General features: G+C 70.4%; 15 protein-coding genes. 10 read left to right on the top strand and 5 right to left on the bottom strand.

What is annotated here, in order from left to right; translation table 11 throughout:
* Window positions 1-63: 63 nt before the first annotated feature.
* Complete coding sequence (locus MRBLWH10_RS09430; protein ID WP_105676507.1) at window positions 64-1,380, top strand: hemolysin family protein; 1,317 nt, start codon at window positions 64-66, stop codon at window positions 1,378-1,380.
* Window positions 1,377-2,438, top strand: coding sequence for a hemolysin family protein (locus MRBLWH10_RS09425; RefSeq protein ID WP_341942490.1), 1,062 nt, complete (start codon window positions 1,377-1,379; stop codon window positions 2,436-2,438). Before MRBLWH10_RS09430 ends, MRBLWH10_RS09425 begins: the two co-directional genes overlap by 4 nt.
* 18 nt (window positions 2,439-2,456) lie before the next feature.
* On the opposite strand, the gene MRBLWH10_RS09420 is transcribed toward MRBLWH10_RS09425, so the two are convergent.
* Window positions 2,457-3,524, bottom strand: coding sequence for an NADH:flavin oxidoreductase/NADH oxidase (locus MRBLWH10_RS09420; protein WP_341942489.1), 1,068 nt, complete (start codon window positions 3,522-3,524; stop codon window positions 2,457-2,459).
* A gap of 57 nt (window positions 3,525-3,581) precedes the next feature.
* On the opposite strand from MRBLWH10_RS09420, the gene MRBLWH10_RS09415 reads away from it, so the two are divergent.
* From MRBLWH10_RS09415 to MRBLWH10_RS09405, 3 genes are read left to right on the top strand one after another with little or no spacing between them, the layout of a single operon-like run.
* Window positions 3,582-4,424, top strand: a complete 843-nt coding sequence (locus MRBLWH10_RS09415; protein WP_341942488.1) for an ADP/ATP-dependent (S)-NAD(P)H-hydrate dehydratase — start codon at window positions 3,582-3,584, stop codon at window positions 4,422-4,424.
* Window positions 4,421-5,659, top strand: coding sequence for a hypothetical protein (locus MRBLWH10_RS09410; protein ID WP_341942487.1), 1,239 nt, complete (start codon window positions 4,421-4,423; stop codon window positions 5,657-5,659). Before MRBLWH10_RS09415 ends, MRBLWH10_RS09410 begins: the two co-directional genes overlap by 4 nt.
* Window positions 5,660-5,661: 2 nt before the next feature.
* Complete coding sequence (locus MRBLWH10_RS09405) at window positions 5,662-5,991, top strand: thiamine-binding protein (RefSeq protein ID WP_105676514.1); 330 nt, start codon at window positions 5,662-5,664, stop codon at window positions 5,989-5,991.
* A gap of 39 nt (window positions 5,992-6,030) precedes the next feature.
* Here MRBLWH10_RS09405 and MRBLWH10_RS09400 read toward each other — a convergent pair whose 3' ends face one another.
* On the bottom strand, window positions 6,031-7,044 hold the full coding sequence (locus MRBLWH10_RS09400) for an alpha/beta hydrolase (RefSeq protein ID WP_341942486.1): 1,014 nt from the start codon (window positions 7,042-7,044) through the stop codon (window positions 6,031-6,033).
* 38 nt (window positions 7,045-7,082) lie between these two features.
* Here MRBLWH10_RS09400 and MRBLWH10_RS09395 point away from each other — a divergent pair, with 38 nt between their 5' ends.
* The 4 genes from MRBLWH10_RS09395 to MRBLWH10_RS09380 are packed head-to-tail and all read left to right on the top strand — an operon-like array spanning window position 7,083 to window position 10,317.
* Entirely contained in the window at window positions 7,083-7,673 is a 591-nt protein-coding gene (locus tag MRBLWH10_RS09395) for a GNAT family N-acetyltransferase (protein WP_341942485.1), read from the top strand.
* Entirely contained in the window at window positions 7,670-8,458 is a 789-nt protein-coding gene (locus tag MRBLWH10_RS09390; RefSeq protein WP_341942484.1) for a PaaX family transcriptional regulator, read from the top strand. The genes MRBLWH10_RS09395 and MRBLWH10_RS09390 overlap by 4 nt, the downstream gene beginning before the upstream one ends.
* A 26-nt stretch (window positions 8,459-8,484) precedes the next feature.
* Window positions 8,485-9,705, top strand: a complete 1,221-nt coding sequence (locus MRBLWH10_RS09385; RefSeq protein ID WP_105676518.1) for an MFS transporter — start codon at window positions 8,485-8,487, stop codon at window positions 9,703-9,705.
* 9 nt (window positions 9,706-9,714) lie between these two features.
* Window positions 9,715-10,317 (top strand): NUDIX domain-containing protein, encoded by a 603-nt coding sequence (locus MRBLWH10_RS09380; protein WP_341942483.1) that lies wholly within the window; start codon window positions 9,715-9,717, stop codon window positions 10,315-10,317.
* Here MRBLWH10_RS09380 and MRBLWH10_RS09375 read toward each other — a convergent pair.
* The 3 genes from MRBLWH10_RS09375 to MRBLWH10_RS09365 all read right to left on the bottom strand — a co-directional run bounded on the left by MRBLWH10_RS09375 (window position 10,294) and on the right by MRBLWH10_RS09365 (window position 13,944).
* On the bottom strand, window positions 10,294-11,502 hold the full coding sequence (locus tag MRBLWH10_RS09375) for a homoserine O-acetyltransferase (RefSeq protein WP_341942482.1): 1,209 nt from the start codon (window positions 11,500-11,502) through the stop codon (window positions 10,294-10,296). The two genes, MRBLWH10_RS09380 and MRBLWH10_RS09375, sit on opposite strands and share 24 nt — an antisense overlap.
* 59 nt (window positions 11,503-11,561) lie before the next feature.
* Entirely contained in the window at window positions 11,562-12,491 is a 930-nt protein-coding gene (locus tag MRBLWH10_RS09370) for an endonuclease/exonuclease/phosphatase family protein (RefSeq protein WP_341942481.1), read from the bottom strand.
* A 130-nt stretch (window positions 12,492-12,621) separates the two neighbouring features.
* A complete protein-coding gene (locus MRBLWH10_RS09365; RefSeq protein ID WP_105676523.1) occupies window positions 12,622-13,944 on the bottom strand; it encodes a bifunctional o-acetylhomoserine/o-acetylserine sulfhydrylase in 1,323 nt (440 codons plus the stop codon).
* A 136-nt stretch (window positions 13,945-14,080) separates the two neighbouring features.
* Between MRBLWH10_RS09365 and MRBLWH10_RS09360 the strand changes: the two genes are divergently transcribed.
* Window positions 14,081-14,569, top strand: coding sequence for a DUF1003 domain-containing protein (locus MRBLWH10_RS09360; protein ID WP_341942480.1), 489 nt, complete (start codon window positions 14,081-14,083; stop codon window positions 14,567-14,569).
* Window positions 14,570-14,596: the final 27 nt, after the last annotated feature.

Genomic DNA, 14,596 nt, shown 5'->3' with positions numbered 1-14,596 from the left:
CGACCCTCCCAGTTGCAGTACATCGCCCCACCGCCCGCCTCTCGATAGCGAGAGGAACCTCTGATGGATTACATCCTGTTGGGCGTGGGGCTCCTGCTCACAGTCGGGACCGGCCTGTTCGTCGCGAGCGAGTTCGCGCTGGTCAACCTCGACCGTGCCGAACTCGAAGCGCGTCAGGCTCGCGGCGAGACCCGGCTCTCCCTCACGATCCGTGCGCTCAGGCACACGTCGACGCATCTGTCGGCGGCGCAGCTCGGCATCACGCTGACGACGCTCCTCACCGGATACACGATGGAGCCTGCGCTGTCGAACCTCCTGCGTCCGACCTTCGTCGCGTGGAGCATCCCCGAGGCGGCGATCGCGCCGATCTCGACCGTCGTGGCGATGGTCGTGGCGACTTCGCTGTCGATGATCCTCGGCGAGCTCGTCCCCAAGAACTTCGCCCTCGCACTGCCGCTGGCGACGGCGAAGATGGTCATCCCGTTCCAGGTGGCGTTCACGACCGTGTTCAAGCCGGCCGTGGTCGTGCTCAACGGGAGCGCGAACGGCGTGCTGCGCAGCATGGGCGTCGAGCCCAAGGAGGAGCTCTCCGGCGCCAGGACCGCCGAGGAGCTCTCCTCGCTCGTCCGCCGCTCAGCCATGGCCGGCCTGCTCGAAGAGGACACCGCGACGCTGCTCGACCGCACTCTGACCTTCGCACGGCTCACCGCCGCCGACGTCATGACGGCACGACCCAGCATGCACGCGATCGCCGCGGGTGATTCGGCCGATGACGTCATCCAGCTCGCTCGGCGCACCGGGCACAGCCGCTTCCCCGTGTACGACGACGACCTCGACGACATCACCGGCGTGGTCCACCTGAAGGCCGCCATCTCCGTGCCGCGCGACCGGCGCTCCGAGGTGCCGGTGGGCGCGCTCGCCACCGAGCCGCTGCGCGTGCCGGAGACGGTGCACATCGACGGACTCATCTCCGAGCTGCGGGCCCGCGGCTATCAGCTCGCCGTCGTCGTCGACGAGTACGGAGGCACCGCGGGTCTGGTCACCCTCGAGGACCTCATCGAGGAGATCGTCGGCGAGGTGTCCGACGAGCACGACCGCACCCGCGCGGGCGTCATCGTCGGTCGCGACGGCGTGACCTTCCCCGGCGAGCTGCGACCGGACGAGCTGCGCAGCCGTGCGGGCGTCGAGGTTCCGGAGGGCGATGTCTACGACACCGTCGCCGGCTACGTCATGAGCGTCCTCGAGCGCGTGCCCGCGGTGGGTGACGAGGTGCCTCTCGAATCGGGTGTGCTCCAGGTGGTGCGCATGGACGGTCGCCGTGTCGACCGCATCCGCTACGTCCCGAGATCCGAGGACGCGGATGAGGAGGTGACCCGATGAGCGATTGGGCGGGAATCGTCTGGCTCGTGGTGCTGCTCATCGGCAACGCCTTCTTCGTCGGCGCCGAGTTCGCCGTCATCTCGGCTCGCCGTTCGCAGATCGAGCCGCGCGCGGAGCAGGGCTCCCGCTCGGCCAAGACCGCGCTCTACGCCATGGAGCACGCGACGCTCATGCTCGCGACGTCCCAGCTCGGCATCACGATCTGCTCGCTGCTGATCCTGAACGTCTCCGAGCCGGCGATCCACCATCTGCTCGCCGCTCCGCTGCATGCGTTCGGGTGGACGGATGCCGTCGTCGACGCCGTGTCCTTCACGATCACGCTGCTGATCGTGTCGTTCCTGCACGTGGTGTTCGGCGAGATGGTGCCGAAGAACCTCGCGTTCTCGCTGCCGGACCGCGCCGTGCTGCTGCTCGCCCCGCCGCTGGTCTGGGTGTCGAAGATCTTCATGCCGGTCATCTGGGTGCTCAACGCCGCCGCGAACGGCGTGCTGCGGCTGTTCCGCGTGGAGCCGAAGAGCGAAGCCGCGTCGACGTTCACCCTGGGCGAGGTGGCGACGATCGTCGACCAGTCCCGCCGCGAGGGCGTGCTGGCCGACTCCGCGGGCACCGTGGCGGCCGCCGTCGAGTTCACCGACAAGAAGGCGCGCGACGTCGCCGTGCCGCTGAGCGATCTGGTGACGCTGCCGCAGTCGACGACGCCCGACGACATCGAGAAGGCGGTCGCCCGCTACGGGTTCTCCCGCTACGTGATCGTCGACGCCGAGGACACCCCGATCGGGTACGTCCACCTCAAGGACATCCTGCGCGCCTCCGAGGGGCCGAACGCCGAGGTGAGGATGGCCGAGCCGCTGCCGGCGAAGCGCATCCACCACATGGTGCCGGTGCAGGAGGACACAGACCTCGAGGATGCGCTCGCCGTGATGCGCCGCGCCGGACGCCACCTGGCGAAGGTGCGGAACGCCGAGGGCGAGACCACCGCCGTGCTGTTCCTCGAGGACATCCTCGAGGAGCTCGTCGGAGAGGTCCAGGACGCGACCAGGAGGGTGCGCGGTCACTGACCGCGCGCCCTCCGGGGCTCAGCGCCAGCGGGCGCGCTCGTACTGCGGCGGCCAGGTCGTCTGCGCGTCGAGCTCGTGCGCGGCGCGGAGCCCGAAGTGCGGATCGCGCAGCCACTCCCGGCCGGCGAAGATCGCATCGGCCGCACCGTCGACGAGCACCTGCTCCGCCTGCTCGGCCGCGGTGATCAGTCCGACCGCCGAGACGGGGACCCTCCCGCCTCGGCGCACGGTCTCGGCCAGCGCGACCTGGTAGCCGGGGAAGACGTCGATCCGCTGATGAGCGACGAGCCCGCCGCTGGACACGTCGATGAGGTCGGCGCCGTGCTCGGAGCACCAGGTGCCGACGGTCGTCGCCTCCTCGGCGGTGAAGCCTCCGTCGGCGTGGTCGGTCGCCGAGATCCGCACGAACACGGGCACGTCGGCCCCCGCCTCGGCGCGGACGGCGTCGATCACACGGAGCAGCAGCCTCGCCCGGTTCTCCAGCGAGCCGCCGTACTCGTCTTCCCGGAGGTTCGACAGGGGGGAGAGGAACTGGTGCAGCAGGTAGCCGTGCGCGCCGTGGATCTCGAGCACGTCGAACCCGGCGTCGAGCGCGCGACGAGCGGATGCCGCGAAGGCCTCGACCACCGCGTCGATCCCGGCGCCATCCAGAGCGCGGGGCTCGGCGAAGCCGTCGAAGGCCACGGCGGAGGGCGCGAGAGTGGTCCAGCCGCCCTCTGCGGCGGGCACCGAACCGCGCTCCGCCGCCCACGGCCACCACGTCGACGCCTTGCGTCCGGCGTGGGCGAGCTGGATTCCGGCGGCGGCGCCGCGGTCGTGGATCGCCTGCACGATCGGCGCCCACGCATCGCGCTGCTCGTCGTTCCACAGGCCGGCGTCGCGCGGCGAGATCCGCCCCTCGGGGACGACCGAGGTCGCCTCGGCGATGATGAGCCCGGCCCCGCCGGACGCGAACTGGGCGAGGTGCGTGTGGTGCCACTCCTGCACGACGCCGTCGACCGCGCTGTACATGCACATGGGTGAGACCCAGAGCCGGTTGCGGAGGGTGACGGATCGGACGCTCAGGGGAGAGAAGAGGATGCTCACTCCTCCGACGCTAGCCGCTGCGGGAGGTACCGAGGGTCGTCGCACTAACGTGGAGTCATGGTCGATGTCCGAGAGTGGTCGCGGAGCGATACCGCGCGCTTCCTGAGGGCGCCCTCGGACGCCGACGACAAGTACTCGCGCGGCGTCGTCGCCCTGCGCACAGGGTCGGACGCCTACCCAGGCGCGGCCGTGCTGGGCGTCGAGGCTGCGTGGCGGGCGGGGGCCGGTTTCGTGCGGTACGTCGGTTCGGGCCGGGCGGCGGATGCCGTGCTCGCGCGCCGCCCTGAGACGGTGATCGCCCAGGATGCCGGTCGGTCGCGCGTCGGCGCGTGGGTGATCGGGTCCGGCACCGATGCCGCTCTGCGCACCGAGGAGGAGACGACCGCGCTGCGGGAGATCCTCGCGGACGCCGCGCCCGTCGTGGTCGACGCGGGTGCTCTCGATCTCGCTCTCGGCGCGGCGGCGCCCTTCGTGGTCACCCCGCACGCGGGGGAGTTCGCGCGTCTTCGGGAGAGTCTGCGGCTGCGCCCTGCAGATCAGAGCCCTGAATCGGCGGTCGCCGAGGTCGCTGCAGCGCTCGGCGGCACCGTGCTGCTCAAAGGCGCCCGCACGCTCGTCGCCGATCGCGACGGGGTCGTCCTGAGCGTCCGCGAGAGCACTGGCTGGCTCGCCACGGCGGGCACCGGCGACGTCCTCGCGGGGGTCATCGGCGCACTGGTCGCTGCGTGCCCTGAGGCTCCGATCGCGGAGATCGCCGCCGCCGGCGCCTGGCTGCACGGCCGCGCGGGCAGGCTCGCCGCGGGAGTCATCGGCACGGAGGCGACCGGTCAGGGGCATCCGATCGTCGCCCTGGACGTCGCCGCCGCGCTTCCCCGTGCGATCGGGGACCTGCTCTCGTGAATCGCTCCGGCGACGTCCGACTGGTCGGGCTCTGGACGGCCTTCCTGCTCGTGCACCTGTTCACGGTCGTCGTGGGCTGGGTGTACCCGAGCCAGCCCATGGGCGACGTGGTGCTCGTGTACGAGCCGTGGGCGGCATCCGCCCTGTCGGGTGGACCGATCGTGGGCGTCACGGAGACCTGGGTGTATCCGCAGCTCGCCCTCCTGCCCATGCTGCTGGCCAAGGCGCTGTCGCTGCCGCTCATCCCGGCGCTCGGCGCATCGAGCGCCTATCTCCTCGCGTGGGCGGCGATGGTGACGGCCCTCGACGCGATCGCCTTCGGCGTGCTGCTCGGGCGCTCTCCGGCACGACCGCGACGTGTCGCCGCGTGGTTCTGGATCCTGGCCCTGCTCCTTCTCGGCCCCATCGCGCTGTACCGCATCGATGCCGTGACGGTGCCGCTCGTGGTGATCGCCGGGCTCTGGCTCACCCGTCGCCCCGCGCTCGCCGCCGCGCTGCTCACGGTCGGCGCGTGGATCAAGATCTGGCCGGGAGCAGTGCTGCTCGCGGCCGTCGTGGCGTTCAGGGTGCGGGTGCGGATGCTCCTCGCCGCCGCATCCGTCACCGCCGCGGTGCTCGTCGCGCTGTACCTGCTGGGCGCCCGGCAGGAGATCCTCGGGTTCCTCACCGAGCAGACCGGCCGCGGCCTGCAGATAGAGGCGGTGGCGGCGACGCCGTTCCTCTGGCTCGCCGTCGCCGGTTCGGCGCGTATCGAGTACAGCTACGACATCCTCACGTTCCAGATCTCGGCGCAGGGGGCGGATGCCGTCGGCGCCGCGCTCACCCCGCTGATGGCGCTCGTCGTCCTCGTCATCGCCGCGATCGGCGCCGTCACGGCCATACGGGGGGCGGATTTCTCCCGGCTGTTCCCGCCGCTCGCGCTGTCGCTGGCGACGACGCTCATCGTGATGAACAAGGTGGGGTCTCCGCAGTTCCAGACCTGGCTGCTCGCGCCGGTCATCCTCTGGCTCGTGCTCGATCGCGTCAGAGCGAAGGCACCAGCGGGGGTCGTGCTGGCTCTGGCGCTGCTGACCTGCCTCGTGTACCCGCTGAACTACGACGCCCTGCTGCGCGCAGAGCTGCTGCCCGTCGTCGTGCTGTCGCTGCGCAACGTCCTCCTCGTCGTCCTCCTCGTCCTCGGCATCCGCGCGCTGCTGCGGGTGCCGGCCCGCCCCACATCGAACACCAGGGAGTGAACATGCTCATCGCCTTCTCCGTCGCCCCGAGCGGCACACCGTCCGGAGGATCAGAGCGCGACGACGCGTCGGTGCACGACGCGGTCGCCGCCGCCGTCCGCGTCGTGCGCGAGTCGGGACTCCCGCACCGCACCACGAGCATGTTCACCGAGATCGAGGGACCGGACTGGGACTCCGTGATGGATGTCGTCAAGCGCGCCACCGAGGCGGTGATGCCGTTCGGCTCCCGCGTCTCGCTCGTGCTGAAGGCGGACATCCGCCCCGGCTACTCCGGCGAGCTCGACGCCAAGATCGAGCGCCTGGAGGCGGCGATCGACGAGTCCGCCGAATAGCAGCCCGCCAGACGCCGCGCCCCGAGGGGTCTCGGAGTCTCAGTCGATGTCGCGGAGATAGCCCGTGTAGGCGTCGATCACGCCCGGAGCGAGGAGAGCCCTCGGCCACACCGTGCCGATCAGCGTTCCGACGAACGCGTCGTCTTCGACGATCGGACGCGCCAGGGAGTGCGCCGAGTCGACCCGACGCACGCTCAGCATCGAGCCGAAGACGTCGCGGTAGACGCGCTCGGTCTCATCGACGTCGACGTTGCGGTCGTGCTCTCCGATGAGGAGGAGGATCGGGATATCCCGCACCGCGGAGGCGCGGAGGTCCGCGGTGGCGTCGGCGTGCATGTTGCGGGCGACGAACGCCCATCGCGCGGCGGTCATCGGCGGATCGTCGGTGGTGATCTCGCGATACTCCTCGTACGAGGCGCCGCGGTCGAGGAGCCCGCGCACGGCGTCGCTCTCGGCGACTGCCTGCGCGCGGGCGGCGTCGGTCGCGTTCTCGTGGTCGAGGTCGGCGAGGAGATTGAATCGGCCCTGCGTGAGCCAGTTGATCGCCGTCCCCGCCGCGACCACGCCGTCGATGTCGTCGCGCGCGGCGACGACCTTCGGCATGACCCACCCCGCCTGGCTGGCTCCCCACAGGATGATCCGCTCGGTCGGGATGCTGGCCTGTCCCAGGGCCCAGTCGATGGCGACGCTCACCTCGGCGGCGCGATCGTCCATCGACTGGTCCAGCCAGTCGCCGGTCGATCCGCCGACTCCCGGTTTGCTCCAGGAGAGGGTTGCGAATCCCGCGTCGGCCGCGCCCTCGAACCAGGGGGAGTACAGGCCGTCCTGCGTCGCGTCCACGGCGCTGTCGCCGTGCACCATGACGACGAGGCCTCGGGGCGAGTCGGTGGGCGGCATGGTGAGCACGCCGTCGAGTCGACCGTCGGTGGTCGGGATCTGCACGGCGGTCTGGGTGAAACGGTAGTCGTTTCCGAGGAGCACCACACCCGCGGCGGCGAGCGCCACGGCGAGGGCGATGCCGGCGATGATGACGGGCTTTCGCCAAAAGTTCAAATTGCGCACGAACGTAGCCTATCTGATAGAACTGAACCATGAGCGCTGTGCAGATCGACCTCGGATTCGACGAGTCCGAGCGGGAGCACATCGGCGCGCTGTACTGGGGGGCGTTCCGGAGGAAGCTGCGTCCCGCCTTCGGCGACGATGCCGTGGGGCTCCGCGTGATCCGTGCGGCGATGCGCTCGGATCGGATGCTCGTCGCGCGATCCGAGGGAGGCGTCGTCGGCGTGTGCGGCTTCCACGCGGATGGCACCGGCGCCGTGGAGCTGAGCATGAAGTCCCTGCGCAGCCACCTCTCGATCGGGGGAGCGCTGCGCGCGGCACTCGTCCTCAGCGTGCTCGCTCGCGAAGAGCATCCCGGCTCGCTCGTGCTCGACGGGATCTGCGTCGACGCCGACCAGCGCGGTACAGGCATCGGCACCTCGCTTCTCGATGCCGCAGAGCGTCTTGCCCGGAACAGGGGTGCGACGTCCGTGCGGTTGTCGGTGGTCGACAGCAACCCCCGCGCCCGCGCGCTGTACATGCGTCGCGGCTTCGTGCCGATCGAGTCGGGCGCTCTGGGTCTCCTGGGGTTCGTGTACGGTTTCGATCGATACACGGTGCTGACCAAGGAGCTGTCTTCATGACCGACCAGATCTCGCCGCGCACCCTGATCGAAGCGCACCTGCCGTTCGCCGGCGAGGTCGACCTCGCTCTGATCTATGCCACCGCCAACGAGCTGGGGATCGAGGACCAGCCCGTGAGGCTGGCGCTCAGGCGCCTCATCTCCGCCGGTGAGCTCGAGCAGCGCGGTCGCGGGCGTGCGGGAGTCGTCGAGCTCACGGAGTCCGGACGAGCACGGCTGGACATCGACCGGATCGCGGTCCGGCTGGCCTTCGCCCAGGACGCGGGGCAGGCGCCCTGGGACGGATTCTGGCGGCTCCTCGGCATCAGCGCACCGGAGTCGCACCGTGCGATCCGCGACGCGTTCCGTAGAGACATCGTGAGTCTCGGTGCCGCTCCCTTCTCCACGGGCCTGTACGTGACGCCGCACGACCTGACCGCGTTCCTTCCGGCCGGCGCCGGTCCGTATCTCGTGACAGCCGCATCCGGCGACCTCACGATGAGGGGGATCACGGATCCGCAGGAGATCGTGGAGTCGCTGTGGCCGGCGCAGCCCACCCTCGCTGCGTACGCGGAGCTCGATCGCGCGCTCGTGGCCCTGCCTGCGGGGTTGTCGCCGGTTGCCCGCCAACTCCGCCTGGCCGATGCGTTGGAGCTCGCGCTCCGAGACGACCCGCTGATCCCGAGCGAGCTGCGTCCCGATCCGTGGAGACCCGCAGGGACGAGGCGCCGCTGGCTGGATCTCTGGGACGCCGCTCGCGGCCACGACGGCACGGAGCTGATCTACCGCGGCTGGCTGCCCGAGTGATCGCGCGCGACCGGTAGTCTTTACGGGTGAATCCCTCGACTGACACGAGGGGTGCGGCGAAGAGGGCGCTCCTCTCTCTCGCCATCGGCAGTTTCGGCATCGGCATGACCGAGTTCGTCGTGATGGGCCTGCTCCCTGACATCGCCGGCGACCTTCTGCCGACCCTGTGGGCGTCGAGCCCGGAGGACGCGCTGAGCCAGGCCGGCTGGCTGATCTCCCTCTACGCGCTCGGCGTGGTGGTGGGTGCGCCGACGATCGCCGGGTTCGTGGCACGCTTCCCTCGGCACCGTGTCATGATCGGCCTCGCCCTGGCCCTCACCGTCTTCAACGCCCTCACCGTGGTGCTGCCGACGTTCGAGCTCGTCGGGGCCTCGCGCTTCCTCGCCGGCCTCCCGCACGGAGCCTATTTCGGCATCGGCGCTCTCGTGGCGGCCGACGTCATGGGCCCGGGTAACAGGGCCAAGGGCGTCGCCTTCATCTTGACCGGCCTCACGGTCGCGAACGTCGTGGGCGTGCCGCTCGGGACCTTCCTCGGCCAGCAGTGGGGCTGGCGCGCCGCGTTCGGCGTGGTCGCCCTGGTCTTCGCCCTCGCGACGCTGTGCATCTCGTTCTTCGTGCCGGAGCATCCGGGTGAGCCGGGGCGCACGATGCGCTCCGAGCTGCGGGTGTTCCGCATCCCTCAGGTGTGGTTCGCCCTCGGCGTCGGCGCCATCGGCTTCGGCGGATTCTTCGCGGTCTACAGCTACATCGCCCCGCTCGTCACGGAGGTCGCCGGCTCGCCGGAGTGGGTCGTGCCCATCGTGCTCGTCCTGATGGGGCTCGGCATGACCGGGGGCAACATCGTCGGGGGCCACCTCGCCGACATCGATCTCCGGCGCACCCTGCTGTTCGGCCTCGCGATCATGGCGGCCGTGTTCGCGCTGCTCGCCGCGCTCTCGTTCTGGATCGTGTCTCTCGCCGTACTCGTCTTCGTCGTCGGATTCGTGTCCTCGGTCCTCGCTCCGACGATCCAGACCCGCCTGATGGACGTGGCCGAAGACAACCAGTCGATCGCCGCGGCGCTCAACCACTCGGCGCTCAACATCGGCAACAGCATGGGGGCGTTCCTCGGCGGCCTCGTGATCGCCGCGGGCTGGGGCTTCACCGCGCCGTCGTGGACCGGCGCGGCGCTCGCGGTGGCCGGACTGCTGATCGCCCTGCTCTCCTTCCGCGTGGAGTCGAGGAAGACGGCGATCGTCCGGTCGTAGAGTGTGGGGGTGGACGCCCCCGAAGACCTTCCCGTCGCCGGCACCGTCGTGCTGCTGCGCGACACCGATGCCGGTCCGGAGACGCTGCTCATGCGCCGGCCTGACCGCGGCTCGTTCGCCGGTGCGTGGGTGTTCCCCGGTGGGGCGGTCGAGGCATCCGATCGGGCACCCGGCGCGACGGAGCAGGAGGACGCGCGCAGGGCGGCCGCCCGCGAGGCGTTCGAGGAGGTCGGAGTCGTCATCGACGATCTGACGGTGCTGTCGTGCTGGACGCCGCCCGCCGAGGCCCCGAAGCGCTTCCGCACCTGGTTCTTCCTGGCAACGTCCCTCGATGACGCGGTGCGGCCCTCTGCTGACGAGGTCGCAGACGTGGCCTGGGTGCGACCTGCGGACGCGCTCGCGCGGCACGGCGCGGGGGAGTGGTCGCTGTTCCCTCCGACGTGGATGACACTCCACGGTCTGCTCGGGTTCGCACGAGCCGCGGAGGCGATCACGACCGCGGAGGTCGCGTTCTACCGCACCCGGATCGAGGGGTCGGCGTTCCGGTGGGACGGGCTCGCCCTCGAGACCAGGACGCTGCCCTGGACCCTAGCTGCCGAGCAGCCGGCGTAGGTGGCGGCCGACGGCATCCGTCTCGATGAGGAAGCCGTCGTGGCCGAAGTCGCTGGTGAGCACGACGGCGTCGTTCCCGTCGAGCGTGTTCGGGATGCTGCGCGCGATGCGGTGCTGCCCGTCGACGGGGAACAGCCGGTCGCTGTCGATCCCGAGGACGAGCGTCGTCGCGGTGACCGTGCGGAGCGCCTCCTCGACGCCGCCGCGGTCGCGACCGACGTCGTGCGAGTTCATGGCCTCGACGAGAGTGATGTAGCTGTTCGCGTCGAAGCGGCGCGTGAACTTGTTGCCGTGGAAGTCGAGGTACGACTCCACGGCGAAACGTCCGCCGTGGCCGAGCGGCGACACATCGGACTGCCACGAGCGCTGGAAGCGCTGATTGAGCTCGATCGGGCTGCGGTAGTTCAGCAGAGCCATGCGACGCGCGAGGGCGAGCCCCCTGTGCGGTCCGTCGCCGTCTGCGAGGTCGTAATACTCGCCGCCCTGGAACCGCGGATCCATCCGCACGGTCTCGAGCTGGACCGTGTTCAGGGCGATCTGGTCGGCCGTGGTGACCGGAGGGGACGAGAGCACGGCGAGGCGATCGACGCGCTCGGGGTGGGAGATCGCCCATTCGAGCGCGTGCATCCCGCCCATCGAGCCGCCGATGACCGCGGCCCAGGTGTCGATGCCGAACGCGTCGGCGAGGCGCACCTGCGCCGCCACCTGGTCGCGGATCGTGAGGTACGGGAACCGCGAGGCCCACTCGTAGCCGTCGGGGGCGATGCTCGCCGGGCCTGTCGAGCCCTGGCATCCTCCGAGCATGTTGGGAGCGATCACGAACCACTCGTCGGTGTCGAGGGCAGCGCCGGGACCGACGATGTCCTCCCACCAGCCGGCGGTCGGATGCCCTGCCCCCGCGTCGCCGCGGAGGTGGCTGTCTCCGGTGAGGGCGTGCAGCACGAGGATCGCGTTGCTGCGCGCGGCGTTCAGCTCGCCCCAGGTCTCGAAGGCGAGTCGGATGCCGGGCAGCTCCACGCCGCTCTCCGTGCCGAACGCGCCGAAGGACGCGAACCTGCGTCCGCCGATCGCGTCGCCGTCGCGCCAAGCCCCGGTCGCCGGGGGGCGCGCGCGCAGAAGGCGGACGTCGGCCTCCGTCACCGGCGCCGACGGCACCGTGTCCTCAGAGGTCGTCTGCCAGTCCATGGTTCCATTCTCGCCCGGGCGGCGGGCCCCGCGGCGAAGGTTACGCGGAAGAGTCGCGGCTATCGGCCGAGAACGGTCTTCGTGGCGAGGTGATCGCTGTTGCCCGCCGGGAGTGTCGTGGACGAGATCGTGCTCAGCCCCCGGGTGAAGACCTGATCGATGCGGGTGAGGGGGAAGGCGGCGGGCCAGGTCAGCCCCAGGCTCGCATCGGTGGGGCGCACCCAGTCCAGCTCTCCGCGCAGGGGGTTCAGCGCGGGATCCGTCGACGCCGCGTTGAAGTCGCCGACGACGACGAGAGATTCCGCCGGGTCCGCGGCGACGGTCGCCGCCAGCCCCGACAGCATGGTGTCGCGGGCGTCCTGATGCCCCGGTCGCACGGATGCCGCGTGCAGCACGTAGACCTCGGTGGGGGCATCCGGAGCCTCGACTGTGACCCTGATCGCCCGCTTCCATCCGAGACCGAGGGTGAGGGGCTCGGCATCCGCGAGCGGATACCTGCTCCAGATCCCCACGGTGCCCACCGCGTAGGAGTGCGGATAGCGTTCGGCGAGCGCGCCCTCGGCGACGGCGAGGCTGTCGCCGTCGAGCTCGACCAGCGCGATCACGTCGGCGCCGGTGTCGGCGAGCTCGTCGGCGGATGCCGCCGCGCCGCCGGAGTGCGCCCGGACGTTCTGGCTCACGATCGTGAGGGCGGGAGTGCCGGCGGCCCCGAAGGAGGGAAGGGCGGGCGCCATCGCCATGGCCCAGACGACGACGGGGACGAGCAGGACGAGGAGCACGCGGCGGGCGAGCAGCAGCGCCAGCACCGCCACGACGAGCAGCGCCGCGCCGAGCCACGGCAGAGCGGCGGCTCCGGCCGTGCCGATCGGCCCGGGAATCCACGTGCAGACGACAGCGACGAGCAGGAGGAAGCCGGCGACGGCGAGGATCCGCGCGGCCCGCGTCCGGGGTCTCCGGACCACGGCGGTCCGGGTGTCGGCGTCGATCATGTGCTCCTCACGGCAGGGTCTTCCATTCTCGTCGGCCCCGCCTGTGCGCCCGCCGAGCAGACGTCGGCTCGGCCGCACGCAGAGATGCCCCGAGCCGAAGCCCGGGGCATCTCTGCGTCTGTGGAGGCGATCAGGCGCGTGCGGCCTCCGACACGCGGCGAGCCGCGGCGAGGGCCTGGTCGAGATCGGCCTTCAGGTCGTCGATGTTCTCGATGCCGACGGACAGGCGCACAAGACCCGGCGTGACACCTGCGGTGAGCTGCTGCTCGGGGGTGAGCTGCGCGTGCGTGGTCGATGCGGGGTGGATGACGAGCGAGCGCACGTCGCCGATGTTGGCGAGGTGGCTGAACAGGGACAGGCTGTTCACGAACTCGCGACCGGCCTCCACGCCGCCCTTCAGCTCGAAGGAGAGCACGGCGCCGACGCCCTTGGGGGCGTACTCGTTCGCCTTGGCGTACCAGGGCGACGACGGCAGCCCAGAGTAGTTGACGGTCGCGACGTCATCGCGGTTGTCGAGCCACTCGGCGATCTCCTGTGCGTTCTGCACGTGGCGCTCGATGCGCAGCGACAGCGTCTCGACGCCCTGGATGAGGTTCCAGGCGCTCTGCGGGGCGATGGCCGAGCCGAGGTCGCGGAGCAGCTGCACGCGGGCCTTGATGATGTAGGCGAGGGCGTCGCCGACCGCGGCCGTGTAGCTCGCGCCGTGGTACGAGGGGTCGGGAACCGTGAGACCGGGGAACTTCTCGACGTTCTTCGACCACTCGAACTTGCCGCCGTCGACGATGACGCCGCCGATGGTGGTGCCGTGGCCGCCGAGGAACTTCGTCACCGAGTGGATGACGATGTCCGCACCGTGCTCGAACGGGCGGATCAGGTACGGCGTGGCGATCGTGTTGTCGACGATGAGCGGCACTCCGCTCTCGTGCGCGATGTCGGCGACGGCGCGGATGTCGAGGATGTTGATCTGCGGGTTGCCGATCGTCTCCGCGAAGAACAGCTTGGTGTTCGGGCGGACGGCGCGACGCCACTCCTCGGGGTCGTCCTGGTTCTCGACGAAGGTGACCTCGATGCCGAGCTTGGCGAGCGTGTACTTGAAGAGGTTGTAGGTGCCGCCGTAGATCGAGCTGGAGGCGACGAAGTGGTCGCCGGCCTCGGCGATGTTCAGGATGGCGAAGGTCGACGCCGCCTGGCCGCTGGAGAGCACGAGGGCGCCGGTGCCCCCTTCGAGGGCCGCGAGGCGCTGCTCCAGGACGTCCTGGGTCGGGTTCTGGATGCGGGTGTAGATGTTGCCGAACTCGGCCAGGGCGAAGAGGTTGGCAGCGTGGTCCGCGCTGTCGAACACGTAGGACGTGGTCTGGTAGATCGGCGTGGCCCGGGCCTTGGTGACGGGGTCGGGTGCGGCGCCGGAGTGGATCTGCTTGGTCTCGAAACGCCAGGTCTCGGGTGCGGACATGTGTTCCCCCTGGAACTGTTGAAGAGGTCTGTGGCGAATGCCGTTGCTGAGACAGTACGGAATATCGGCCATTGTCAACAAGGACGGGGAAATGTGACGTAACACCCCGGTGGCCCTCGGGTGCAGACTGACGTCCATGACCGATATCGCAGAGACGCTCGGCGACCTGCCCGCGATCAGCGCCCGCCCGACGCCGTCGATGACCTGGCATCAGGCGGCCTCGACGGAGCTGACGTTCGGCGAGCGGGCCGCAGACGGAATGAGAAGGGCGATGGGGAGCTGGGGCTTCGTCGGCGCCTTTGTCCTCGTCATGGCGGTGTGGTGGGTGCTGAACTCCCTGCACGGCCTCGCGTGGGATCCCTACCCCTTCATCCTGCTCAACCTGTTCCTGAGCATGCTCGCCGGCCTGCAGGGGGCGATCCTGCTCATCGCGGCCAAGCGGCAGGATGCGATCGCCGCGGCGCTCGCGCAGCACGACTTCACCACCAACCTCGCCGCGAAAGCCGACATCGAAGCGCTCCTCGAGATCAATCGCCGTCAGCTGGCGATGATCGTCGAACTGCGTCAGATCGCCGCGGCGGTCGACGAGGGCAGGGGAGCGGCTCCCGCTCCCGACGCGCAGTGACGGCAGGGAGACACGGTCTGAGGGTCC

It is taken from the genome of Microbacterium sp. LWH10-1.2 (assembly GCF_038397765.1).
Taxonomy (GTDB): Bacteria; Actinomycetota; Actinomycetes; order Actinomycetales; family Microbacteriaceae; genus Microbacterium; species Microbacterium natoriense.
The sequence above is the reverse complement of the archived record's forward strand: the minus strand, read 5'-3'. Positions and strand labels throughout refer to the sequence as shown.

Excerpts from the sequence above, each read along its gene's own strand:
- MRBLWH10_RS09390 (WP_341942484.1), top strand. The coding sequence starts at position 7,670 with ATGACCGACCAGATCTCGCCGCGCACCCTGATCGAAGCGCACCTGCCG.
- MRBLWH10_RS09370 (WP_341942481.1), bottom strand. The coding sequence starts at position 12,491 with ATGATCGACGCCGACACCCGGACCGCCGTGGTCCGGAGACCCCGGACG.
- MRBLWH10_RS09425 (WP_341942490.1), top strand. The coding sequence starts at position 1,377 with ATGAGCGATTGGGCGGGAATCGTCTGGCTCGTGGTGCTGCTCATCGGC.
- MRBLWH10_RS09360 (WP_341942480.1), top strand. The coding sequence starts at position 14,081 with ATGACCGATATCGCAGAGACGCTCGGCGACCTGCCCGCGATCAGCGCC.
- MRBLWH10_RS09365 (WP_105676523.1), bottom strand. The coding sequence starts at position 13,944 with ATGTCCGCACCCGAGACCTGGCGTTTCGAGACCAAGCAGATCCACTCC.
- MRBLWH10_RS09405 (WP_105676514.1), top strand. The coding sequence starts at position 5,662 with ATGCTCATCGCCTTCTCCGTCGCCCCGAGCGGCACACCGTCCGGAGGA.
- MRBLWH10_RS09395 (WP_341942485.1), top strand. The coding sequence starts at position 7,083 with ATGAGCGCTGTGCAGATCGACCTCGGATTCGACGAGTCCGAGCGGGAG.
- MRBLWH10_RS09430 (WP_105676507.1), top strand. The coding sequence starts at position 64 with ATGGATTACATCCTGTTGGGCGTGGGGCTCCTGCTCACAGTCGGGACC.
- MRBLWH10_RS09415 (WP_341942488.1), top strand. The coding sequence starts at position 3,582 with ATGGTCGATGTCCGAGAGTGGTCGCGGAGCGATACCGCGCGCTTCCTG.
- MRBLWH10_RS09375 (WP_341942482.1), bottom strand. The coding sequence starts at position 11,502 with ATGGACTGGCAGACGACCTCTGAGGACACGGTGCCGTCGGCGCCGGTG.